The following is a 17,247-nucleotide window of genomic DNA, read 5'->3' as shown; positions in this document are numbered from 1 at the left end:
CGGATCGCGAGGGCGAGCCGTAACGAGGTACCCGTGGACTTCCTTCCGCGATCCCCGATCGTCCGTCTCTCGCCGCGGTCTACAGGTGCTCGTCGACGAACGGCCAGACGCCGTCGGCGTAGTAGCGGTGGCCGCCGTCGCGGACGACGAGTTCGCACCGATCGGGCGCGCCCGCGGCCTCGTAGATCTCGGCGAGGCGATCGAACGCTCGGCGGACGCCCGCCACCGGGAAGAGGTGGTCGTCGCGTCCCGCGACGGCGACGAACGGCCGCGGCGCGACGAGCCCCGCGACGTCGGGCATCTCGCCCAGGTCGAGGACGCCGGGCAGATAGTTGCACTCGCAGTGGTCGATCGCGGCGATGGAGTCTTCGAACGTGCAGAAGTACGACGACGGCGCGACGACGTCGATGCGGTCGTCGATCGCCGCGGCGAACAGCGCCACGGCGCCGCCGCCGGAGTGGCCGGTGAGCGCGATGCGATCGGCGTCGAGGTCGTCGCGGTCGTCGACGAAGTCGACGAGTCGCGTCACGTCCCAGACGCGATCGCCGAGAAGCGATCGGCCGAACAGTTGCGCGCGCAACTGCAGGGTGTGGCAGGTTCGATACCCCAGCTTCGCGTCGGCCGGGTTCGAGAGTTCGCCCAGTCCGCGCATGTCCGGCGCGAGCGCTGCGTACCCGCGTTCGACCGCCTGAACCGCCATATCGCGCTCGTCCTCGTCGATCTGGCGCCGGTGGTCCTCGTTGCTCGCTCGCCCGACGGCGAGTTCCTTGCCCGCGTCACCGTGGCCGTGGGCGACGAGCGCGACCGGATACGGCGGGTCGGCGTCGTCGGGCACGAGCAGGTAGAACGGAAGCCGCAGGCCCGTCTCCGTCCGAATCGTCCACCGCTGGCGGTCGTACCCGTCGCGGCGCTCGCGCTCGTTTCGTTCCGGGTCCAGTTCCGGGACGCCGGCGTCGGCGATCGTTTCGTGACCGAGGGCTCGGCGGAGGTCCGTCCGGAACGCCGTCCGCCAGGTGCGGAGCGCGTCGCCGGTCTGGCCCTCGTAGGCGCACCGGCGCCCGTGGTCGCGAAAGAGCCGCGCCGTCCACCGGTCCGGATTGAACTGCTGATCGTCCATCTCGTCTCCCGGTGCGAGATCGGACGTGATAACAATCCGCGGTTCGACGACGGATTCGCGATCGCGGCCCGGGATCGCGGGCCGTCTCGCCGCGGCGTCCCGGCTGCGCGGGCGCCGGTCCGTCCGTTCGGCCGCCTTCCCTAGATTAATGGTATCCGGCGCGAGGGTCGAACCATGCACGCGGACGACATCCAGTTTCACAACGTCGGCGCGCTCGTGCCGGTCGACGGCGGCGGTCGCTTGATCCAGCGCGTTCCCGAGGCGGTCAGGACCGAACTCAACGAGGGCGCGCGGTCGCGGGTGCGCCACCCGGCGGGCGTCGAACTCCGGTTCGTTCCCGAGGAGTCGGTCGAACTGACCCTCTCCGTGCGGCCGGGCGGGAGCGCCGATAGCGAGACGGTGCGGGTGTTCTGGGGTCCGATACAGGGGTACGACGAGTTCGAAATCGGCGCGGAGCCGCGGACCGTCGAGGTGTCGATGCCCGAGAAGCTACGTCGGTTGAAACCGTCCGCCATGGCGGATCTGCCGTTCGATCCGCGCGTCTGTCGGGTCTGTCTCCCCGGCGAACACCGGAGCGGCTACACGCGGTATCACGGCGCCGAGGGAGCGCGGCGACCGCCGACCGAGGACGAGGTGCCCGATCGCCGGTATCTCGCCTACGGAACGTCGATAACCGAAGGCGAAGCGGCGTTGGGGGAGCACCTGACCTACGTGAACCAGACCGCCCGACGGCTCGGTGCGGACCTCCTCAACCTCGGCTCCTGCGGCACCGCGTACTGCGACGCGGCGATGGCGGACCACATCGCCGCGCGCGACGACTGGGACGTGGTGACGCTCTCCGTCTCGGTGAACATGGTCGGTCGGTTCTCCCCGGAGACCTTCCGCGAGCGCGCCGAGTACCTCGTCGACACCGTCGCGAGCGCCCACCCCGAGAGGCCGGTGGTCTGCATCACCGTCTTCCGTAACTCCCGCGACGTGGTCGACGGCCACGAGGAGGCCGAGACCTGCGAGCGATTCAGGGCGGAACTCCGAGACGTCGTCGCGGCGTCGCCACACGACAACGTCTATCTCCTCGAAGGACCCGCGTTGCTCCCGAGCGTCGACGGTCTCACCACCGACCTCGTCCACCCCGGAGACGGCGCGATGACGACGATGGCGGAGCGACTGGCCGACGAACTGGCGCCGCTTCTCGAAGACTGAGGGAGGGCCGTCCGCGAACCGGGAGAGACGTCCCGCCGGTGGCTCGACGGACCGGAAGCGGCGGCCGTCACTGCGTTCGAGGGAGTCGCCGGGACGGGGACTTCGTTCCTGCTACGGGCCGTACGTGGGATTTTTGACCGGGAAGACCGGGCAAACGATTATACCATCATCGAGCGTACACGAGGCGGAGAAGGCGGGACGCGACAGCTATGACAAGTTCACTATTGGACGTCGGTATTCGGCGATCATGACGATCCAGGGGACAACCGGACGCGGTGGCGAAGACGCGATGAACGCAGTAGTGTATTCCGAGTACGGCGGCCCCGACGTTCTCGAACCGTCGACGGTGGCGAAGCCGACGCCCGGCGACGACGAGGTGCTGATAGCCGTTCGCGCCGCGTCCGTCAACGCCGGCGACTGGCACCTCATGCGAGGATCGCCGTTTCCGGTGCGGTTCATGTACGGCGGCGTTCGAACCCCCGAGCGGCGGATACTCGGAATGGACGTCGCGGGCCGGGTCGAAGCCGTCGGGAACGCCGTGACGCGGTTTCGGCCGGGCGACGAGGTGTTCGGGGACGTCTCGAGGAGCGACTTCGGCGGATTCGCCGAGTACGTCGCGGCGCCCGAGGAGGCGGTGATCGAAAAACCCGCCGATCGCTCCTTTGAGGAGGTCGCGGCCGTCCCGACGGCGGCGGTTACCGCCCTTCAGGGGCTTCGAGATAACGGACGGATCCGGTCGGGCCACGCGGTCTTGATTATCGGCGCGTCAGGCGGCGTCGGGACGTTCGCGGTGCAGATCGCCGACTCGTACGGCGCCGACGTAACCGGCGTCTGTCGCACGGACAAAACGGACCTAGTGCGCTCGATCGGAGCGGATCGGGTCATCGATTATACCCGGGAGGACGTCATCGAAGACGGGCAATCGTACGACCTGATTTTCGATGCGGCGGCGCCGCATTCGATCGTCGCGTACAGACGCGCACTGACTCCGGGAGGCAGCTACGTCATGGTCGGCGGCCCGTTCGGGCGCCTGCTGCAAGCCGTGATCCTCGGACCGGTGATCTCGATGGCCGGCGAGAAGACGCTGGGGAACCTGTACATGGAACCCAGTGCGACCGATCTGGCCGCCGTGAAAGAGCTTCTCGAAGCCGGCGCCGTCAGCCCGGTTATCGATCGTCGATACCCGTTGGCCGAGGTCCCCGACGCCGTCAGGTATCTCGAAGCCGGACACGCCACGGGAAAGGTGGTGATAACGGTGGGCGGCGACGGGCCGGAAACCGCGTCGGGCTGAGCGTCCCCGGGAGCCGAGATCCGGTACCGCTTGCGTGTTGTGACGGTCGAAACCGCCGGAATCGGACCGCGTCTCGAACGATCCGTGTCGATCGTGCGACGGCACCCTCGCATTCGCCGGTCGATCGTCGACCGGGGTCGTACGGGCGCCCGGCAGCGCTTGCGAGCCGCTACCGATCGACGTACAAGTATATCACCTCGCCCTTCCATGCAGGTCAATAGAGCCGGAGACGGCTCAGTTATCATGGACGTAGACGAATTCGTTACCACGAACGAGCCCAGGGAGGGCGGTGAAACGTTTCAACTCGAGAACAGTAAGCTCCTCGACGTCGATCTCGACGGGTCGGTGATCGCGAAGGCCGGCTCGATGATCGCCTACAGCGGCGATATCTCGTTCGAGGGCAAGTCCTCCGCGGAAGGCGGGATCACGGGCTTTCTCAAGGAGAAGGCGACGAGCGAGGGAACGCCGGTGATGGAGGCGAGCGGAACCGGCCACCTCTACCTCGCAGACGACGAAAAGAAGATCCAGATCCTCGAACTCGACGCCGAGGAGGAGATCTCGGTCAACGGAAACGACGTCCTCGCGTTCGAGTCGAGCGTAAATTACGAGATCAGAACCATCAAGAGCATCGCGGGCTTCTCCGCGGGCGGGTTGACCAACGTCTCGCTCGTCGGGCCGGGTAGCGTCGCGATCACGACGCACGGCACGCCGCTGGTGTTGCGCCCGCCGGTCCGAACCGACCCGAGCGCGACCGTCGCCTGGAGCGACACGACCCCGAGTAGCCACATGGACCGCGCGCTCTCGAACATGATCGGCCGGTCTTCTGAGGAGACCTATCAGCTCGAGTTTACCGGCTCGGAGGGCTTCGTCGTCGTCCAGCCGTACGAGGAACGCGGGCCGCAGCAGTAATCGACCCTCGATCGGTGCCGGTCGATCCCGTCGTCCCGTCGACTGCGAGTTGCGATCCGCGTTTCAGCCCGACTGAGTGTTCACCTCGTCCGGAACGGACATTTATCACGATTCATAACCTCTCTTCGAACGAGCCAATGAGTTCCGAGGCCGCAACCCACGGGGAACGGACGACCTGTGAGCGGTGCGGACTGCCGTACTACGCGGACCGCGACGGCTGTCCGTACTGCGAACGCGCGTCGGTGCAGTCGGATTCGACCGCAACCGACCACTCGCCACAAGAATCGGCCGGCGCGGCCAACCCCGCGGACGCGGAGACGACCGAAACCGATCCGTCGCTCTTGGAACGGATCTCGGACGGCATCCGCAGCGTTCTGCGGAGCAGGTGAGGGCGCGACCGCCGACGCCGAACGGATCCGGACCGTCGCCGGGCGCCGGTTTCCGACTCGAGGCGATCGGCGGCCGCTATCGATCCGCGACGATCACCGGTGACGCTCCGATCTGCGACGGCCGCCGGCGCCGCTCCGATCGAAATCGCCTGCGATCGCTGATCGTCCCGATCGAGGCGGCCGACTACGACGACTCGGCTGAGTGAGCGCGGGTGTCGATCGCGCTCGAACGTCGGTGAGCATCGTTCGGAACCCGATCCGCGCTTCTCGATCGGGCGGCCCGAGCTACCGCGAGCGGACGCGCCCACCGGCCGGCCGTTCGATCCGACGGCCGGTGCTGGGCCGTCGTGGTGGCCGAACGCGCGCCGAATGTTGAAACGGCAACATTTTTGCGCGGCGACTCTGTACCGGTTCGGTATGGACCCGCAATCATCTCATCCCGCCGTCGAGACGCCGGAGACCGACCGGCGGTCCAGCACCGCGATAAACGCGCTGATCGGCGGAGTCGCCGGCATCGTCCTCTCGTTCGTTCCGCTGTCGACGCTCCTCGGCGGCGCGGTCGCGGGCTACCTCGAGGGCAGCACGACGAACGACGGGCTGCGAGTCGGCGCGATCGCCGGGCTCGTCATGCTCCTCCCGATGCTATTTATCGGCCTGTTTCTCGTGCCGTTCATCCTCGGATTCTGGACCGGCGGGGGACCCTCGTTCGCACTGCTGGCGATCTTCGTTCTCGTTTTCGGCGCCGTGTACACCGTCGGCTTGAGCGCCGTCGGCGGGATTCTCGGCGTGTACGTCAAAGACGAACTGTAGCGGCACAGGTCGGCCGCGATCGCCGTGTCGACGACGGGAACTCGACGTCCGCGGTCTCGAGTCTGTCGCCGCCCGTCTCGCCGTCGCCGAGGCGGATCGACCGCCCGCGGCCCTGTGCGGCGTTCTGGACCGATCGACGGGCCGAATCCGGTGTCCTGGCTCGACGCGGTAGCGCCGGCTTCGAAGACCGAGTCTCGTTCGGCGCTCCGAACCCGGGCCGAGAGTAGCGTCGGTCGGAATCCGTGACTGAGTTCCGCACCCGACACTCTCCCCGCGAGCGTATCCGTACTAAGTACGTCGGAGGACTACCGGTCGATCGATGACCGACCACGTTCTCGTTCCGATCGACAATACGCCGCTGTCGGAGACGGTGCTGTCCTACGCGTTCGACCGCTACCCCGACGCCGCGATAACGGCGCTGCACGTCGTTCCGGGAGTCCGAGACGCGCCCCTCGAACTCACCGACGCGTCGGTCGAGGACCGGCAGGACGCGTCGACGGATCTGTTCGAACGCGCCGAGGCCGTCGCGGACGAGCGCGATCGGCCGCTCGAGACGGTCACGCTGTTCGGGTCGCCGGCGCGATCGATCCTCGAGTTCGAACAGGACGAAGACGTCGACGCGATCGTTCTCGGGAGCCACGGTCGGCACGGAATGGAGCGGCTCCTGCTTGGAAGCGTCGCGGAAACGGTCGCCCGTCGCGCGTCGGTTCCCGTGACGATCGTCCGATAACGGGGATCGCCTCAGTCGAGCGCCGCGACCTCGGCCGGCGTCATCGATCGAAACTCCACGTTCGCGTCCTCGAGCGCCGACGTCAGCGTCTCGAGGCCGCGATCGATGTCGATCCCTACCCGTTCGACGTGAGCGTCGGGGTACTCGCTCGGGTCCGTCTCGAAGTGGGCGGTGAGTTCGACCCCGTCGGGGTGGTGGTAGCCGCGGACGTGGACCTGCCACCAGTCGAACTTCGAGTGACGATCGCCGACGTATTCGACCCGTCGAAGGTTGAGTACCTCCCCGAAGTACGCGAACGACATGTCCCAGTTGGGCTCGAAGTGGCGCTCGCCGAGCGCTCGCTCGATGTCGTCGACGGAACGAGAGACGAGGAGAGCGGGCTCGAGCGGCTTCGATCGGGTGAACAACCGGCCGCGAATCGAGAGGGCGAGTCGTCTTGCATCGCGGAGGAACGTCCCCGCGAGGACGGCGCGCGAGGGGCGCGGGAGCATACGCTCCGTACGGTTCATCCAGGCAAAAATGCGACGGCGTCGATAGGGATCGGAGAGTCGCCGCGGGCCGGCGTCGTAGCTGTTCGGGTACCGATCTCGCGTCCGTGTGGCTCCACCGCCGCCCCCTCCGTCGACCGCGCTAGCGCGTTCGCGCGCCGAGCGAGACGCTTTTCACGCCGTACTTCTGGCACGCGCCCTGGGCCTGGTCCGAGATGAAGTCGTACTGGGGATTCTCCCTGACCTCGACGACGTCGAAGCCGGTCGTTTCGATCATCGTCGTGTACTCGTTGATCTGCTCGGCGCCGCCGATACAGGCCGCCCAGAGATCGGCGTTGGTTTTGATGCTATCCGGCATCTGGGTTTCGCTGATGATGTCGGAAATCGCCAGCCGACCGTCCGGTTTGAGCACGCGATTCGCCTCCTCGAAGACGCGATCCTTCTCCGCGGAGAGGTTGATGACGCCGTTGGAGACGACGACGTCGAACGTCTGGTCTTCGAACGGAAGGTCTTCGATGTACCCCGACTCGAACGAGACGGATTCCAGTTCGGCCTCGTCCCGGAGGCGTCGCGCGTTCGCCAGTTGTTCCTCGGTCATGTCGAGTCCGGTCACGCTTCCGCCGTCGCCGACGCGGAGCGCGGCGACGAACGCGTCCAGCCCCGAGCCGCTACCCAGATCGAGCACGTCGTCGACCGGCTGCAGATCGGCGAGATCGTAGTGGTAGCCCACGCCCGCGAAGGAGTCGACCGCGGCGTCGGGGACCCGATCGAGATCCGCCGGCGAATATCCCAGCCGCTCGGCCAGCGGTCGTCCCATCTCGAAGTGGAACTCCTCGTCGGGCGTCTCGGCGACGGCCTGGTAGACGTCTTTCACTTCGCGTTCGAGCTTGTCGACGTTGAGTGTGTCAGACATTGTACTCGTCACCTCAGTCGTCCGCCGCTACCGGCGTTTTCGCGTCGATCGTGACGTCGACGTCCTGGGCGAGCGACACGAGCGCGTACACCGGCGCGCGTTGGGCCCACTCGTCGATCTGTTCCTCGTCGACGCCCTCGCCGTCGATCTCGATTTCGACCTCGACGTTCTCGAAGACCGAGTCCGCCTCGTCGAGGCCGGCGAGGCCGAACAGGACCGCCGGATCGAAGTCGGTCCGGACGCGGGTTCGAAGGTGCTCGACGTCGACGCCGTTCGCGATCGCGTTGATCGTGATGCCGACGTTGATACACGAGGCCAGCGCCGAGAGCGCGACCTCGATCGGCTCCATCCGATCGGTCGCGCCGACCCAGCCGCCGGCGTCGAGAACCTCCTTCCAGCCGCCGTACGGGATAGTGTATTCGCGGGTGTCGCGTTCGATCGTCTCGCCGCCGAGCGCGTACGAGTCGATCGTCGCGAGGCTGTGGGCACAGGTCCCCTCGTAGGTCGATCGGGCCTCGAGTTCGAACTGGATGTCGGCCGGGTTTTCGGCCGCGTGGCCGGCGAACGCCTCGAACGTTTCGAGGTTTACTCCGTGGGTAGTATCGTTGGTATCGTTCATTGGATTCGTCACCTCTCGGCGATCGTCGATACGCGGATAACTGTTAGATAGGTATCTTGTGGGAACCTCGCAGCGACTGGCCCGCTTGCAGGCGATGAAAGGCGGTCATCGGCTGCAAGCGAGAACCGATCGTGGCCGCAAGCGGGAACCGGTCGCTGACCGCACGCGAGAACCGTGCCGCCGGCTGCAACGAGACCGGATCGCCGACTGGAGGCTCGATACGCCTCGATCGGTTCGGAAACGTTCGTTCGGAAGCGCTGCTGCGAAGAATCGACGGTGAGGCCGCCCTAGACGACCTGTAAGTAGTCCTCCTGTAGTTCCTCGTCCGAGTACTCTTGCCCGTGGACCTCTCGCATGTGTTTCTTGGCCAGTTCGATCGCTTCCGTCTCGTCCTCGGACTGGATGATGAACCGGCAATCCGCCGCCTGGGACTCGCAGTCGAGTTTGTGTGCGTCTGCCATTGGTAATCACGCCCTTCGGGAGGCGGTACGCCGCCGGGGAAGAGATAGCTATCCCGTGACGGTCCGGCACCCTTCGGTCGCCGTGCGAGTGCTGCAAGCCGGTCACGTGCTGCAAGCGGCGGTCGCTCCGAGAGCGACTCGCCACGTCCGACGACGGCACGGAAACGAGTCGATCGATCTCGACGGTACCCTCGCGGGTCGAGCGTCGCTCTCCGATCGCGGACCGCCGGTCGGGCGTCGACCAAAAGATGGCGCCGCTAGACGTCCGTCTCGCCGCCGGATTCTGCCGATCGGCTCTCACTCAGCAGTCCGCGAACCGAGAGGCCGGCGCCGACGACGAACACGATCGTCGCGAGGTAGATCGGACCGAGGTGGGTCATCCAGTTGTGGGTGAACAGGTCCGCGTAGTGCATCGGGAGGGCGAGGGCCAGTCCGACGACGGCGGCGACGACCGCGGTCGCCCACGCCCACAGCTGTCCGCGTCGAACGCCGTACCACGAGAGCGCCGCCACGGCGATCCCGGTGGAGCTGATAAACGCCGCGGTGGCGACGTGGAGGTGATTGATGTAGTGCATGACGGCGGGGTCCACCGCATCGAGGTCCGCCGGGGTGACGCCGTTTAAGGTCTCGACGCCGAGTTCGAAGCCGCTCCCGAAGAACGTCCTGCCGAGGAAGACCACGCCGTAGCCGACGAACGCGATGCCCGCGAGCGCCATGAGGAGCGCGCCGAGTCGAACACCGCGATCGAGTTCGTGTGCTGTGCCGTGTCGATCGACCGCCGCTTGATCTGTGCTCATCGTACCACCGAAAGACGGTACGAGACGGCGGTACAGGTAGGTATCTGGCGAGATTCGTGCAGTCGGTACCCGTCGGTCAGTCGCTGCAACGCGTGCACTAGCTGCGAACCGAGCGACCGTGCTCCGGCCGTCCGCGACGGGGATCTCGCGCTCCTCGAACGGTGATCGGGACGCGGGTCTCGCGTCGACCGTCGAGGCGGTACCGGCGACGGGGACGACGATCGATCGCGGCGTCCCGATCGTCACGCCAGCGGCGTTTCGAGCGCGATCGTCGGCAGTTCGCGCCGATAGGCGTCGTAGGCCGACTCCGCCCACTCGCGCGCCGCCGGCCCGTCGGTATCGACCAGGACCCGAACCGACCCGCTGGCGGGGTCGTATCCGCTGATCGCGATCCGAGTATCGAAGAGGCTGACGCCGTAGTGCGGCAGGTCGTCGTGCAGTCGAACCACGAGGTTGCCGCTCTCTAGGGCGGCCGCGAACTGCTCGGGAGCGGTCGACCGGATGTATTTCGCGACCGCCGGAGGCGCGATGATCTCCGTGTGCATCCCCTCGACGATCCGCCCGCAGAGTTCGTCCTTACACGGCTCGAGCAGCGCCACGTCGAACCCGACGAACCGAAACCGATCGGCCTCCCGGAGCAGGGTCAGAAACCGGTTTACCGGGCGGTACGGATCGTCGGCGGCCGCGACCGTCACGACCGCGTCGGAGATCATCTCGATCGTGAATCCGGTCGCCTCGGACGGCAGCCACTCCCAGACCTCGCGGAGTCGGTGCTCGGTTTCGAGTCGGTCGATCAGCTCTCGCATCCCCGTCGCGACGAACGTACCCAGCGCCGTCGCCTCGTAGTGTGCGCCCTCTCTGGTGATCCAGCGACGGTCTTCGAACGCGCGCAGCGTGCGGCCGATCGTCGACTGCGAAACGCCGGTCAGCGTGCGGAGATCGGCTCGGCTCTGGGGCCGTCTAGACAGCGCGTCGAGTGCGGTCACGCGGTGTTCGGACCGCGCGAGGTACTCGACGTCGTCGAGCGGCGAACTTGTGGCACTCGGAATCATGGTAGTCGTACACACGCAAGGGGCATAGTTATACCCCTTCGGCCGCGGCCGACGATCGAACCGGACGAACGATCGCGTCGGAGATCGACGGGGCGATTATCGGCTGGATCGATCCCGGCGCATCGGGCGAGAACCGTCGATATCAGGCTCGTTGATGCCGAGAATCGGATCGAAAAAAGACGAGTTATTTAGCCGGAATTCCGTGATCGAGGTGGAGACCATAGTTTATGTCTGGCAAGTACGACCTCGTTATCGCCGGTGGCGGTATTAGCGGCGCGTCGCTTTTGTACACGACCGCGAAACTCGTCCCGGCCCTCGAACGCGGCCGCATCTCCACCGTGGGAGACTTCTTCGACGTGTTCGGGCTGAACGGCGCGGCGTTTCTCAGCTACGCGAACATCCTCTCCGATCGCATCCTCCTTCCCTACGTGCTCCGGAACCTCGTCTACGACCTTCCCAAGGCCGGACCGAAGGAGTTCCTCCCGCACGTCCAGAAGGTCGTCCCGAGCGTCGAACTCAACCACATTCAACGCGCGAAGGGGTACGGCGGCGTCCGTCCACAGATCGTCGACACCACGGAGAAATCGCTCGACATGGGCGAGGCGAAGCTCGTCGGCGACGACATCATCTTCAACATCACGCTGTCGCCCGGCGCCTCCACCTGCCTGAAGAACGCGATGCAGGATACGCGGACCGTCCTGTCGTTCCTCGACGAGGAGTACGAGTTCGACGAGACGGCGTTCCGCGCGGCCACGATCGACAACTTCCCGCGCGCGAGCTAACTCGGAGTCGTCTCGTTCCCCTCTTTCGGATCCCGATCGATCGGCGTCAGTATCCGCTATCCGCCGCCGGAAGCGTGAACAAAAACGTCGCTCCCTCGCCCGGCTCGGACTCGACCCGTATCTCGCCGCCGTGACGTTCGATGATCCGTTCGCAGATGGCGAGTCCGATCCCGGTTCCGGCGTACTCCTCGCGGGTGTGTAACCGATCGAAAACGTCGAAGACGCGACCGGGGTCGTCCGCGTCGATCCCGATCCCCTCGTCGCGGACCGAAATCGTCCACTCGTCGCACTCGCGTTCGGCGTCGACGCGGATCCGCGGCGGTTCGTCGCCGCTGTACGTGATCGCGTTATCCAGCAAATTCTGGAAGACCTGTCGGAGCTGATCGCCGTCGCCTTCGACTCGCGGCAGCGACGTCGCCGTGATCTCCGCGTCGCTTTCGTCGATTCTGAGCTGCAGATCGTCCAGAACGTCCTCGAAGACGGTCTCCAGGTCGATCGATTCGAACGGCCGTCCCCTCGTTTCGATCCGGGAGTACTCGAGGAGACCGTCGACCATCTCGCGCATCCGATCGGCGCCGTCGACGGCGAACTCGAGAAACTCCTCGGTCTCCGCGGACAGTTCCCCGGGCGCTCGACGCTCGATGAGCCGGAGGTAACTCGACACCATGCGCAACGGCTCCTGGAGGTCGTGCGAAGCGGCGTAGGCGAACTGCTCGAGCCGTTCGTTGGACGCTTCGAGGCGGTCGACCGTCCGCTCGAGCGTCCGCTCGCGGTAGTGTCGCTCGAGTTCGTATTTCACCCACTGGCCCATCAGCCGGTGGAACGTGCGTTCGTCGCGCGAAAACGCCCGATCGCGAGGGTCGGAGTCCATGAAGAAGAACGTTCGGTCGGGACCGTCCTCGATCTCGACGAGCGTTCCGAGGTAGGTATCGAAGCCGAACTCGGTCCGGACGGCGATCGCCTCGTAGTCGTCTCCGGTCGGATCGGTTACACTCGTGACCCCGCCGTCGGTCGTCGCGGCGCAGTACGTGTCCGAGAGCGGGAGGACGACGCCGGGTTCGAGGTAGTCGTGATCGCCGCTCACGTACTCGATTTCCACCCGATCGGCGTCGACGTCGACGCGGGCCATCGCGCCGAGTTCGAGGTCGAACCGCTCGCAGCCGAGCCCGAATAGCGCGTTCACCTTCTGTTCGAACGTCCGATCGGGGTCCGCGGTGATCTCGTGGTGTCGGTGCAGGTGTCGTTCGCGCTCTTCCAGCGCGACCTTGGCCTCGGTTTGCTCTCGCAGCGTTCCCAGCAGGCGGTCGACCTCCTGCTCGGGCCGTTCGGGACCGAAGAACTCCGTCGGGGGCGTGTAGTAGGAGTTGTGACTGACCCTGTCGCCGTGGATGAGGTGCGGATGGGTGCTGATGACGTCGCGGATGACGTCAGCCGGGAACCGCTCGCGGTTGTACTGACAGAGCGCCATTCCGTCGACCTCATCGAAGAGGTAGTTGGCCTTTCCCTCGCACTTGATGAGGTCCTCGACGTCGGGGTCCTCGCCCAGCACCCAGCCCATCTCGCCGGTGACGCGCAGCCCGTCGAACTCCTCGTTCGCCGCGGCGATCGTCTCGTCGAGGAACGCGATCGTGTCGTCGGGGTCGAACCGTCCCGTCCGGAGGTAGGTCTCGTGTTCGTCGTGTATCGAGAGCTGTCCCGATTCGATCGCGGCGTCGACGTCGATTCCGCGGGTTTCCATCTCCTCGACGACGACCTCGCGGGGGTTCTCCTCGGTGATGTAGACGCACCGCTCGCCGAGTTCGAGTCCCTGGCGGAGGAAGGGGATCGCGGCCGCGAACTGCTCCTCGCGACTCTCGTAGATGAGCGCGAGGTGGTCGTTGACGTGCTCGTGGTTGTCGAGCGGTTCGACCGGCCCCCGAAAGTCGGGGCTGCGACGCAGCGCGTCGAGCCCCGTCTCCACCGTTCGGACCGCCCGCCGATCACCGCCGATCTGCTCGATCATGGACCCGGTAATCGATGAACGCGTATAACGGTGGCCCCCGGCAACCGGCCGCGACACCGCCTAGCACGCTCGTTCGGTTCGGCGCGAGGTCGCCGGCGACTTCGGCCGGGTCGGCAATCGCGTCGGAACGTCGACGAAACCGGTCGACGATCAGATCCAGCCCCAGCGGATGTACACCATGACGACGACGATCGCCAGTTGAAACGCACCCTGGACGCCGCTGAGTTTCGCGTTGCGCATGCCGTAGCGGCTGATCACGTTCGGATCGGGATCGGCCGACACCATCTCCAGGTAGATCCGGGCTTCTCCGGGCAGTAACACGCCGAAGCCGAGCACGGTGAGGACGATGACGATCGCGAGGGAGACGGCGATCGACGGCGTCGTCGTCTCGAACGCGGGGAGGGTCACAGCGAGGAAGGCCGCGTGAGCGACGAGCGCGATCGCGAAGGCCGCCTGCCACCGCCGATCGCGAACCGCCTTCAACTGCCACCCCAGCAGGAGTAACGCCGGAAGGACGGAACAGGTCGAAAACAGCGCGATCCACGGGTCGGCGTGCGGAAAAATCCCCAATCGAATCGCGAGGGTGATCCCGCCGGCGATCGTCACGAGCGCCAGCGCCGGCATCAGAAACGTCATCTTCGGCGTGAACCGCTCGAACACGCTCGCTCGCTCGGAGACGTCGAGGCCCCCGAGGACCGGACCGAGTACGAGCGCCATGAACAGGTCGATCCCGGTCCAAAGCACTCCGGCCGTGACGTGGACGTACGTGTGTTGCTGAACCGTGCCGAACCGAATCGCGTACGCCAGCGCCGCGATCGGGATCACGATCACCCCGGCGGCGAAGGCCGGATTCGCCCGCGATCCCATTCCCCGAACGGTGTCGTTGATCGTCGCGCCCATACCGCCACTCAACGTACGACGCGTGAAAAACTCGCAGGGGTGCGCTCGGCCTCGATCGGCCGGTGTGGCGCCTCGCCGATCGCCGAGGTTACGGCTCGCAGGATGAGCGTCTGAACTGGTCGAGACACGCGTAACTGGCGCCGCAGTCTTCGCACTCCCACCGGTCGGACACGGTGTGCTCGCCGATCTCTCGCGGCCAGTCGGTGCTCATACGCGAGGGTGACGCGGGGCTCGTTTGTGAACGTTCCGCCGATCGGGGCTGTGACGGTGCGTGCGGATCAACACCCCGTCACTCCGGGAACAGTTCCTCCTCCCGATCGATCGACGCGATCCGATCGCGGTCCTCGGCGTCCAGATCGAGGTTGGCCGCGGCGAGGTTGGCTTCGAGGTGCGCTCGCGACGACGCCTTCGGGATCGCGACGACGCCGTCGGTGCCGACGACCCAGGCGATCGCCGCGGTTTCCGGGGTGACGTCGTGTTTCTCGGCGACGGCCTGCACCTCGAGCAACTCGCGGACTCGACCGCCGGCCAGCGGCGAGTACGCCACGAGCGGGTAGCCGTTTTCCCGCGCGTCGGCGAGGAGGTCGTTCTCGGCGAACAGCGGGTGGCGTTCGACCTGATGGGCCGCGATCGGTGCGTCGAGGTGCTCCCGGGCTGTCGCCAGCTGATCGACCGTGAAGTTCGACAGTCCCACGGCGTCGACGAGGCCGTCGGAGACGAGGTCGTCGAGCGCCGGCAGCGTTTCGGCGGGGTCGTACTCGCCCCGCGGCCGGTGGACGTAGCAGAGGTCGACCCGATCGAGTCCCAGCCGATCGAGGCTCTCCTCGGCCGCGGCGCGAACGCGGCCCGGCGCCAGGTCGTCGATCCAGAGCTTCGTCGCGACGAGCACCTCGTCGCGGGGGACGTCGCTCGCGGCGAGTCCCTCCCCGACGACGCGCTCGTTCCCGTAGATCCGGGCGGTGTCGAGGTGGCGGTAGCCGACGTCGAGGGCCGTCTCGACGACGTCGGGATCCTCGATCCCCATCGTGCCGAGGCCGATAGGCGGAAGGTCCACATCCATCGTATCCGGACGCCGCGGTAAACGATCGTCGATCGCGATTGGTTCCGACCCCGCCCGAGTGCTCGACTTCCCCGTGCGTGATCGGCTACTCGGCACGCGCTGGTACTCCCGCCGGAGATAACGTGATACCGCCGCTGAACAAGGTTTATGAGTGATGGTAACGTACAGCATAGTAACGGGCGAAGCCGCAAGGCGACACCGAACGACTCGGTTCGACGGCAATTACGTCGATCGAATCGAGTGTCGAGGGATAACCGGAAATTCGGTCAGACGGATTAACGGTCCCCTCGACGGAGCCGAAGCGGTCCGTACCCGATCCGCGATCGCGGATCGGTGTGAAGGCCCAGTAGCGAATCCCGCGTAAGCGAGATCCGCGAACTACCCCAGGGCCGAAGGATCGGAATCCGCTCCCGTTCGGCGCTCAATCGTGGCTCCGTCCGGTCGTGTTTTTTCGCGTTCGATTTCACCGCGAGAGCGAAATCTCGTGAGCGCCGGGATCGGGTTTATGTTAGTAGGGTTTAATACGGGGTCGGAAATGAAGCGCGAACGCGATGGAAATCGAACAAACGACGCTCGTCGTCGGCACCGATCGCCACCCCGCTCGACCCACCGTTCTGGCATCCGAATCGTCCCGCGGCGTCGTGCTCGTACCCGGTGCGAGCGCCGGACCGTTCGGCGGAATCTTCGATCGTCTCGCGCGCGAGACCGGCGAGTCGGGTGGTGCTTCCTGCAGTACGAGAGCTGGGGGAGCCACGACGACATCAAGGCGAAGGACCTCTCGACGTTTCACGAGGAGATCGACGCGGCGGCCGATATCCTCCGGGAGCGGGGCTGCGATCGCGTCTTCGCGGTCGGCAAGAGCCTTGGCGGCGGCCTCCTGTTCACTCACGGGCTGTCGGCCTTCGAGGGGGCGGTCCTATGGGCGCCGGCGGCCTACCTCGGGGCGGACGCCGAAGGGATGGTCGTTCTCGATTCCGAGGGGGTCGCGGCGATTTCGACGCCGGTCGCGCTCGTTCAGGGAACCGACGACGAGGTGGTGGACCTCGACGACGCCCGGTGGATCGTCGATCGGCTCGCCGACGCCGAACTCGTCGCGATCGAGGGCGCGGGCCATAGTTACCGAGCGGATCGACACCGAGAAACGGTGCTCGAGGAGACGATGGCGTTCCTCCGGGAGCATCGATAGCGTCCGCGGACGCCCCCGTTTTCTTGTGGTTTGGCGCCGTCGATGTGCGGTATGCGCGTCGCAGTTGCTGGCACGTTCGGGCCGATCCACGACGGTCATCGGAACCTGTTTGAGCACGCCCTTCGGTTCGGCGACGACGGCGTGATCGTCGGACTGACGAGCGACGAGTTCGCTCGCGAATCGCGATCGCGTCCGGTACCACCGTACGAGGCGCGGAAAGCCGATCTCGAGTCGATCGTCGAGGACCTCGACGAGCGGGGCCGCGAGGTCGAAATCCGCGAGGTCTCCGATCCGCACGCGATCGTCGCGGATGATCCGACCGTCGACGCGCTGGTCGTCTCGCCCGAGACCGCGGACGAACTCGTCCCGATCAACGACGAGCGGCGGAATCGGGGACTCGATCCGCTGACGGGGATCGTGGCCCCGTACGTCCTGGCCGAGAATGGCGAGCGAATCTCGTCGACGCGGATCGTCCGGGGCGAGATCGACGACCGTGGGAGGGCGATCGAGTGATCGGATCGGAACGGATCGACGGCCGCGC

19 protein-coding genes and 1 pseudogene are annotated in these 17,247 nt (G+C 66.3%); 9 read left to right on the top strand and 11 right to left on the bottom strand.

Annotated features, from left to right (window positions below; translation table 11 throughout):
- Positions 1-79: 79 nt before the first annotated feature.
- Positions 80-1,117, bottom strand: a complete 1,038-nt coding sequence (locus MUH00_RS03600) for an alpha/beta hydrolase (protein ID WP_247002402.1) — start codon at positions 1,115-1,117, stop codon at positions 80-82.
- 174 nt (positions 1,118-1,291) lie between these two features.
- On the opposite strand from MUH00_RS03600, the gene MUH00_RS03595 reads away from it, so the two are divergent.
- From MUH00_RS03595 to MUH00_RS03570, 6 genes are all read left to right on the top strand, one after another.
- Complete coding sequence (locus MUH00_RS03595) at positions 1,292-2,317, top strand: SGNH/GDSL hydrolase family protein (protein ID WP_247002401.1); 1,026 nt, start codon at positions 1,292-1,294, stop codon at positions 2,315-2,317.
- Positions 2,318-2,606: 289 nt separating this feature from the next.
- Entirely contained in the window at positions 2,607-3,608 is a 1,002-nt protein-coding gene (locus tag MUH00_RS03590) for an NAD(P)-dependent alcohol dehydrogenase (protein ID WP_247002400.1), read from the top strand.
- A 243-nt stretch (positions 3,609-3,851) separates the two neighbouring features.
- A complete protein-coding gene (locus MUH00_RS03585; protein WP_247002399.1) occupies positions 3,852-4,517 on the top strand; it encodes an AIM24 family protein in 666 nt (221 codons plus the stop codon).
- Between the two features lie 137 nt (positions 4,518-4,654).
- Positions 4,655-4,906: a hypothetical protein gene (locus MUH00_RS03580; protein ID WP_247002398.1), complete on the top strand. Its 252-nt coding sequence runs from the start codon at positions 4,655-4,657 to the stop codon at positions 4,904-4,906.
- 417 nt (positions 4,907-5,323) lie between these two features.
- A complete protein-coding gene (locus tag MUH00_RS03575; RefSeq protein WP_247002397.1) occupies positions 5,324-5,716 on the top strand; it encodes a DUF5518 domain-containing protein in 393 nt (130 codons plus the stop codon).
- A 319-nt stretch (positions 5,717-6,035) separates the two neighbouring features.
- On the top strand, positions 6,036-6,446 hold the full coding sequence (locus MUH00_RS03570) for a universal stress protein (protein WP_247002396.1): 411 nt from the start codon (positions 6,036-6,038) through the stop codon (positions 6,444-6,446).
- Between the two features lie 11 nt (positions 6,447-6,457).
- Here MUH00_RS03570 and MUH00_RS03565 read toward each other — a convergent pair whose 3' ends face one another.
- The 6 genes from MUH00_RS03565 to MUH00_RS03540 all read right to left on the bottom strand — a co-directional run bounded on the left by MUH00_RS03565 (position 6,458) and on the right by MUH00_RS03540 (position 10,776).
- Positions 6,458-6,937, bottom strand: coding sequence for a hypothetical protein (locus tag MUH00_RS03565; RefSeq protein WP_247002395.1), 480 nt, complete (start codon positions 6,935-6,937; stop codon positions 6,458-6,460).
- A 139-nt stretch (positions 6,938-7,076) separates the two neighbouring features.
- A complete protein-coding gene (locus tag MUH00_RS03560; RefSeq protein ID WP_247002394.1) occupies positions 7,077-7,847 on the bottom strand; it encodes a methyltransferase domain-containing protein in 771 nt (256 codons plus the stop codon).
- A 13-nt stretch (positions 7,848-7,860) separates the two neighbouring features.
- On the bottom strand, positions 7,861-8,466 hold the full coding sequence (locus tag MUH00_RS03555) for an OsmC family protein (protein WP_247002393.1): 606 nt from the start codon (positions 8,464-8,466) through the stop codon (positions 7,861-7,863).
- A gap of 287 nt (positions 8,467-8,753) precedes the next feature.
- Positions 8,754-8,927, bottom strand: coding sequence for a DUF1059 domain-containing protein (locus tag MUH00_RS03550; protein ID WP_247002392.1), 174 nt, complete (start codon positions 8,925-8,927; stop codon positions 8,754-8,756).
- Between the two features lie 257 nt (positions 8,928-9,184).
- Complete coding sequence (locus MUH00_RS03545; RefSeq protein WP_247002391.1) at positions 9,185-9,724, bottom strand: hypothetical protein; 540 nt, start codon at positions 9,722-9,724, stop codon at positions 9,185-9,187.
- 242 nt (positions 9,725-9,966) lie between these two features.
- A complete protein-coding gene (locus MUH00_RS03540; RefSeq protein ID WP_247002390.1) occupies positions 9,967-10,776 on the bottom strand; it encodes a helix-turn-helix transcriptional regulator in 810 nt (269 codons plus the stop codon).
- Between the two features lie 293 nt (positions 10,777-11,069).
- Between MUH00_RS03540 and MUH00_RS03535 the strand changes: the two are divergent.
- Positions 11,070-11,558 (top strand): annotated as a pseudogene (locus MUH00_RS03535) (FAD-dependent oxidoreductase); the annotation flags it as partial.
- Positions 11,559-11,604: 46 nt separating this feature from the next.
- Here the strand turns inward: MUH00_RS03535 and MUH00_RS03530 are convergent.
- The 4 genes from MUH00_RS03530 to MUH00_RS03520 form a co-directional block, all read right to left on the bottom strand.
- Positions 11,605-13,560, bottom strand: coding sequence for an MEDS domain-containing protein (locus MUH00_RS03530; protein WP_247002389.1), 1,956 nt, complete (start codon positions 13,558-13,560; stop codon positions 11,605-11,607).
- Positions 13,561-13,710: 150 nt separating this feature from the next.
- Positions 13,711-14,427, bottom strand: a complete 717-nt coding sequence (locus MUH00_RS03525) for a hypothetical protein (RefSeq protein WP_345780937.1) — start codon at positions 14,425-14,427, stop codon at positions 13,711-13,713.
- Positions 14,428-14,548: 121 nt separating this feature from the next.
- Positions 14,549-14,671 carry a hypothetical protein gene (locus MUH00_RS22830; RefSeq protein ID WP_256464805.1) on the bottom strand — a complete coding sequence of 41 codons (123 nt, stop codon included), beginning with the start codon at positions 14,669-14,671 and terminating at the stop codon, positions 14,549-14,551.
- Positions 14,672-14,749: 78 nt separating this feature from the next.
- On the bottom strand, positions 14,750-15,514 hold the full coding sequence (locus MUH00_RS03520) for an aldo/keto reductase (protein ID WP_345780922.1): 765 nt from the start codon (positions 15,512-15,514) through the stop codon (positions 14,750-14,752).
- 541 nt (positions 15,515-16,055) lie between these two features.
- Here MUH00_RS03520 and MUH00_RS03515 point away from each other — a divergent pair.
- Both MUH00_RS03515 and MUH00_RS03510 read left to right on the top strand, forming a co-directional pair.
- Positions 16,056-16,706 (top strand): alpha/beta hydrolase, encoded by a 651-nt coding sequence (locus MUH00_RS03515; protein ID WP_247002386.1) that lies wholly within the window; start codon positions 16,056-16,058, stop codon positions 16,704-16,706.
- A gap of 51 nt (positions 16,707-16,757) precedes the next feature.
- Complete coding sequence (locus tag MUH00_RS03510) at positions 16,758-17,219, top strand: phosphopantetheine adenylyltransferase (RefSeq protein ID WP_247002385.1); 462 nt, start codon at positions 16,758-16,760, stop codon at positions 17,217-17,219.
- Positions 17,220-17,247: the final 28 nt, after the last annotated feature.

Source organism: Halosolutus gelatinilyticus, assembly GCF_023028105.1.
Lineage (GTDB): Archaea > Halobacteriota > Halobacteria > Halobacteriales > Natrialbaceae > Halosolutus > Halosolutus gelatinilyticus.
Note: the sequence above shows the minus strand (reverse complement) of the source record. Positions and strands in the feature narration are given on the sequence as shown.

What these genes read in the sequence shown, in the direction of transcription:
- MUH00_RS03525 (WP_345780937.1), bottom strand. Translation starts at nt 14,427, where the DNA reads ATGGGATCGCGGGCGAATCCGGCCTTCGCCGCCGGGGTGATCGTGATC.
- MUH00_RS03590 (WP_247002400.1), top strand. Translation starts at nt 2,607, where the DNA reads ATGAACGCAGTAGTGTATTCCGAGTACGGCGGCCCCGACGTTCTCGAA.
- MUH00_RS03550 (WP_247002392.1), bottom strand. Translation starts at nt 8,927, where the DNA reads ATGGCAGACGCACACAAACTCGACTGCGAGTCCCAGGCGGCGGATTGC.
- MUH00_RS03545 (WP_247002391.1), bottom strand. Translation starts at nt 9,724, where the DNA reads ATGAGCACAGATCAAGCGGCGGTCGATCGACACGGCACAGCACACGAA.
- MUH00_RS03540 (WP_247002390.1), bottom strand. Translation starts at nt 10,776, where the DNA reads ATGATTCCGAGTGCCACAAGTTCGCCGCTCGACGACGTCGAGTACCTC.
- MUH00_RS22830 (WP_256464805.1), bottom strand. Translation starts at nt 14,671, where the DNA reads ATGAGCACCGACTGGCCGCGAGAGATCGGCGAGCACACCGTGTCCGAC.
- MUH00_RS03570 (WP_247002396.1), top strand. Translation starts at nt 6,036, where the DNA reads ATGACCGACCACGTTCTCGTTCCGATCGACAATACGCCGCTGTCGGAG.
- MUH00_RS03510 (WP_247002385.1), top strand. Translation starts at nt 16,758, where the DNA reads ATGCGCGTCGCAGTTGCTGGCACGTTCGGGCCGATCCACGACGGTCAT.
- MUH00_RS03515 (WP_247002386.1), top strand. Translation starts at nt 16,056, where the DNA reads ATGAAGCGCGAACGCGATGGAAATCGAACAAACGACGCTCGTCGTCGG.
- MUH00_RS03585 (WP_247002399.1), top strand. Translation starts at nt 3,852, where the DNA reads ATGGACGTAGACGAATTCGTTACCACGAACGAGCCCAGGGAGGGCGGT.
- MUH00_RS03595 (WP_247002401.1), top strand. Translation starts at nt 1,292, where the DNA reads ATGCACGCGGACGACATCCAGTTTCACAACGTCGGCGCGCTCGTGCCG.
- MUH00_RS03555 (WP_247002393.1), bottom strand. Translation starts at nt 8,466, where the DNA reads ATGAACGATACCAACGATACTACCCACGGAGTAAACCTCGAAACGTTC.
- MUH00_RS03575 (WP_247002397.1), top strand. Translation starts at nt 5,324, where the DNA reads ATGGACCCGCAATCATCTCATCCCGCCGTCGAGACGCCGGAGACCGAC.
- MUH00_RS03530 (WP_247002389.1), bottom strand. Translation starts at nt 13,560, where the DNA reads ATGATCGAGCAGATCGGCGGTGATCGGCGGGCGGTCCGAACGGTGGAG.
- MUH00_RS03600 (WP_247002402.1), bottom strand. Translation starts at nt 1,117, where the DNA reads ATGGACGATCAGCAGTTCAATCCGGACCGGTGGACGGCGCGGCTCTTT.
- MUH00_RS03560 (WP_247002394.1), bottom strand. Translation starts at nt 7,847, where the DNA reads ATGTCTGACACACTCAACGTCGACAAGCTCGAACGCGAAGTGAAAGAC.
- MUH00_RS03565 (WP_247002395.1), bottom strand. Translation starts at nt 6,937, where the DNA reads ATGCTCCCGCGCCCCTCGCGCGCCGTCCTCGCGGGGACGTTCCTCCGC.
- MUH00_RS03580 (WP_247002398.1), top strand. Translation starts at nt 4,655, where the DNA reads ATGAGTTCCGAGGCCGCAACCCACGGGGAACGGACGACCTGTGAGCGG.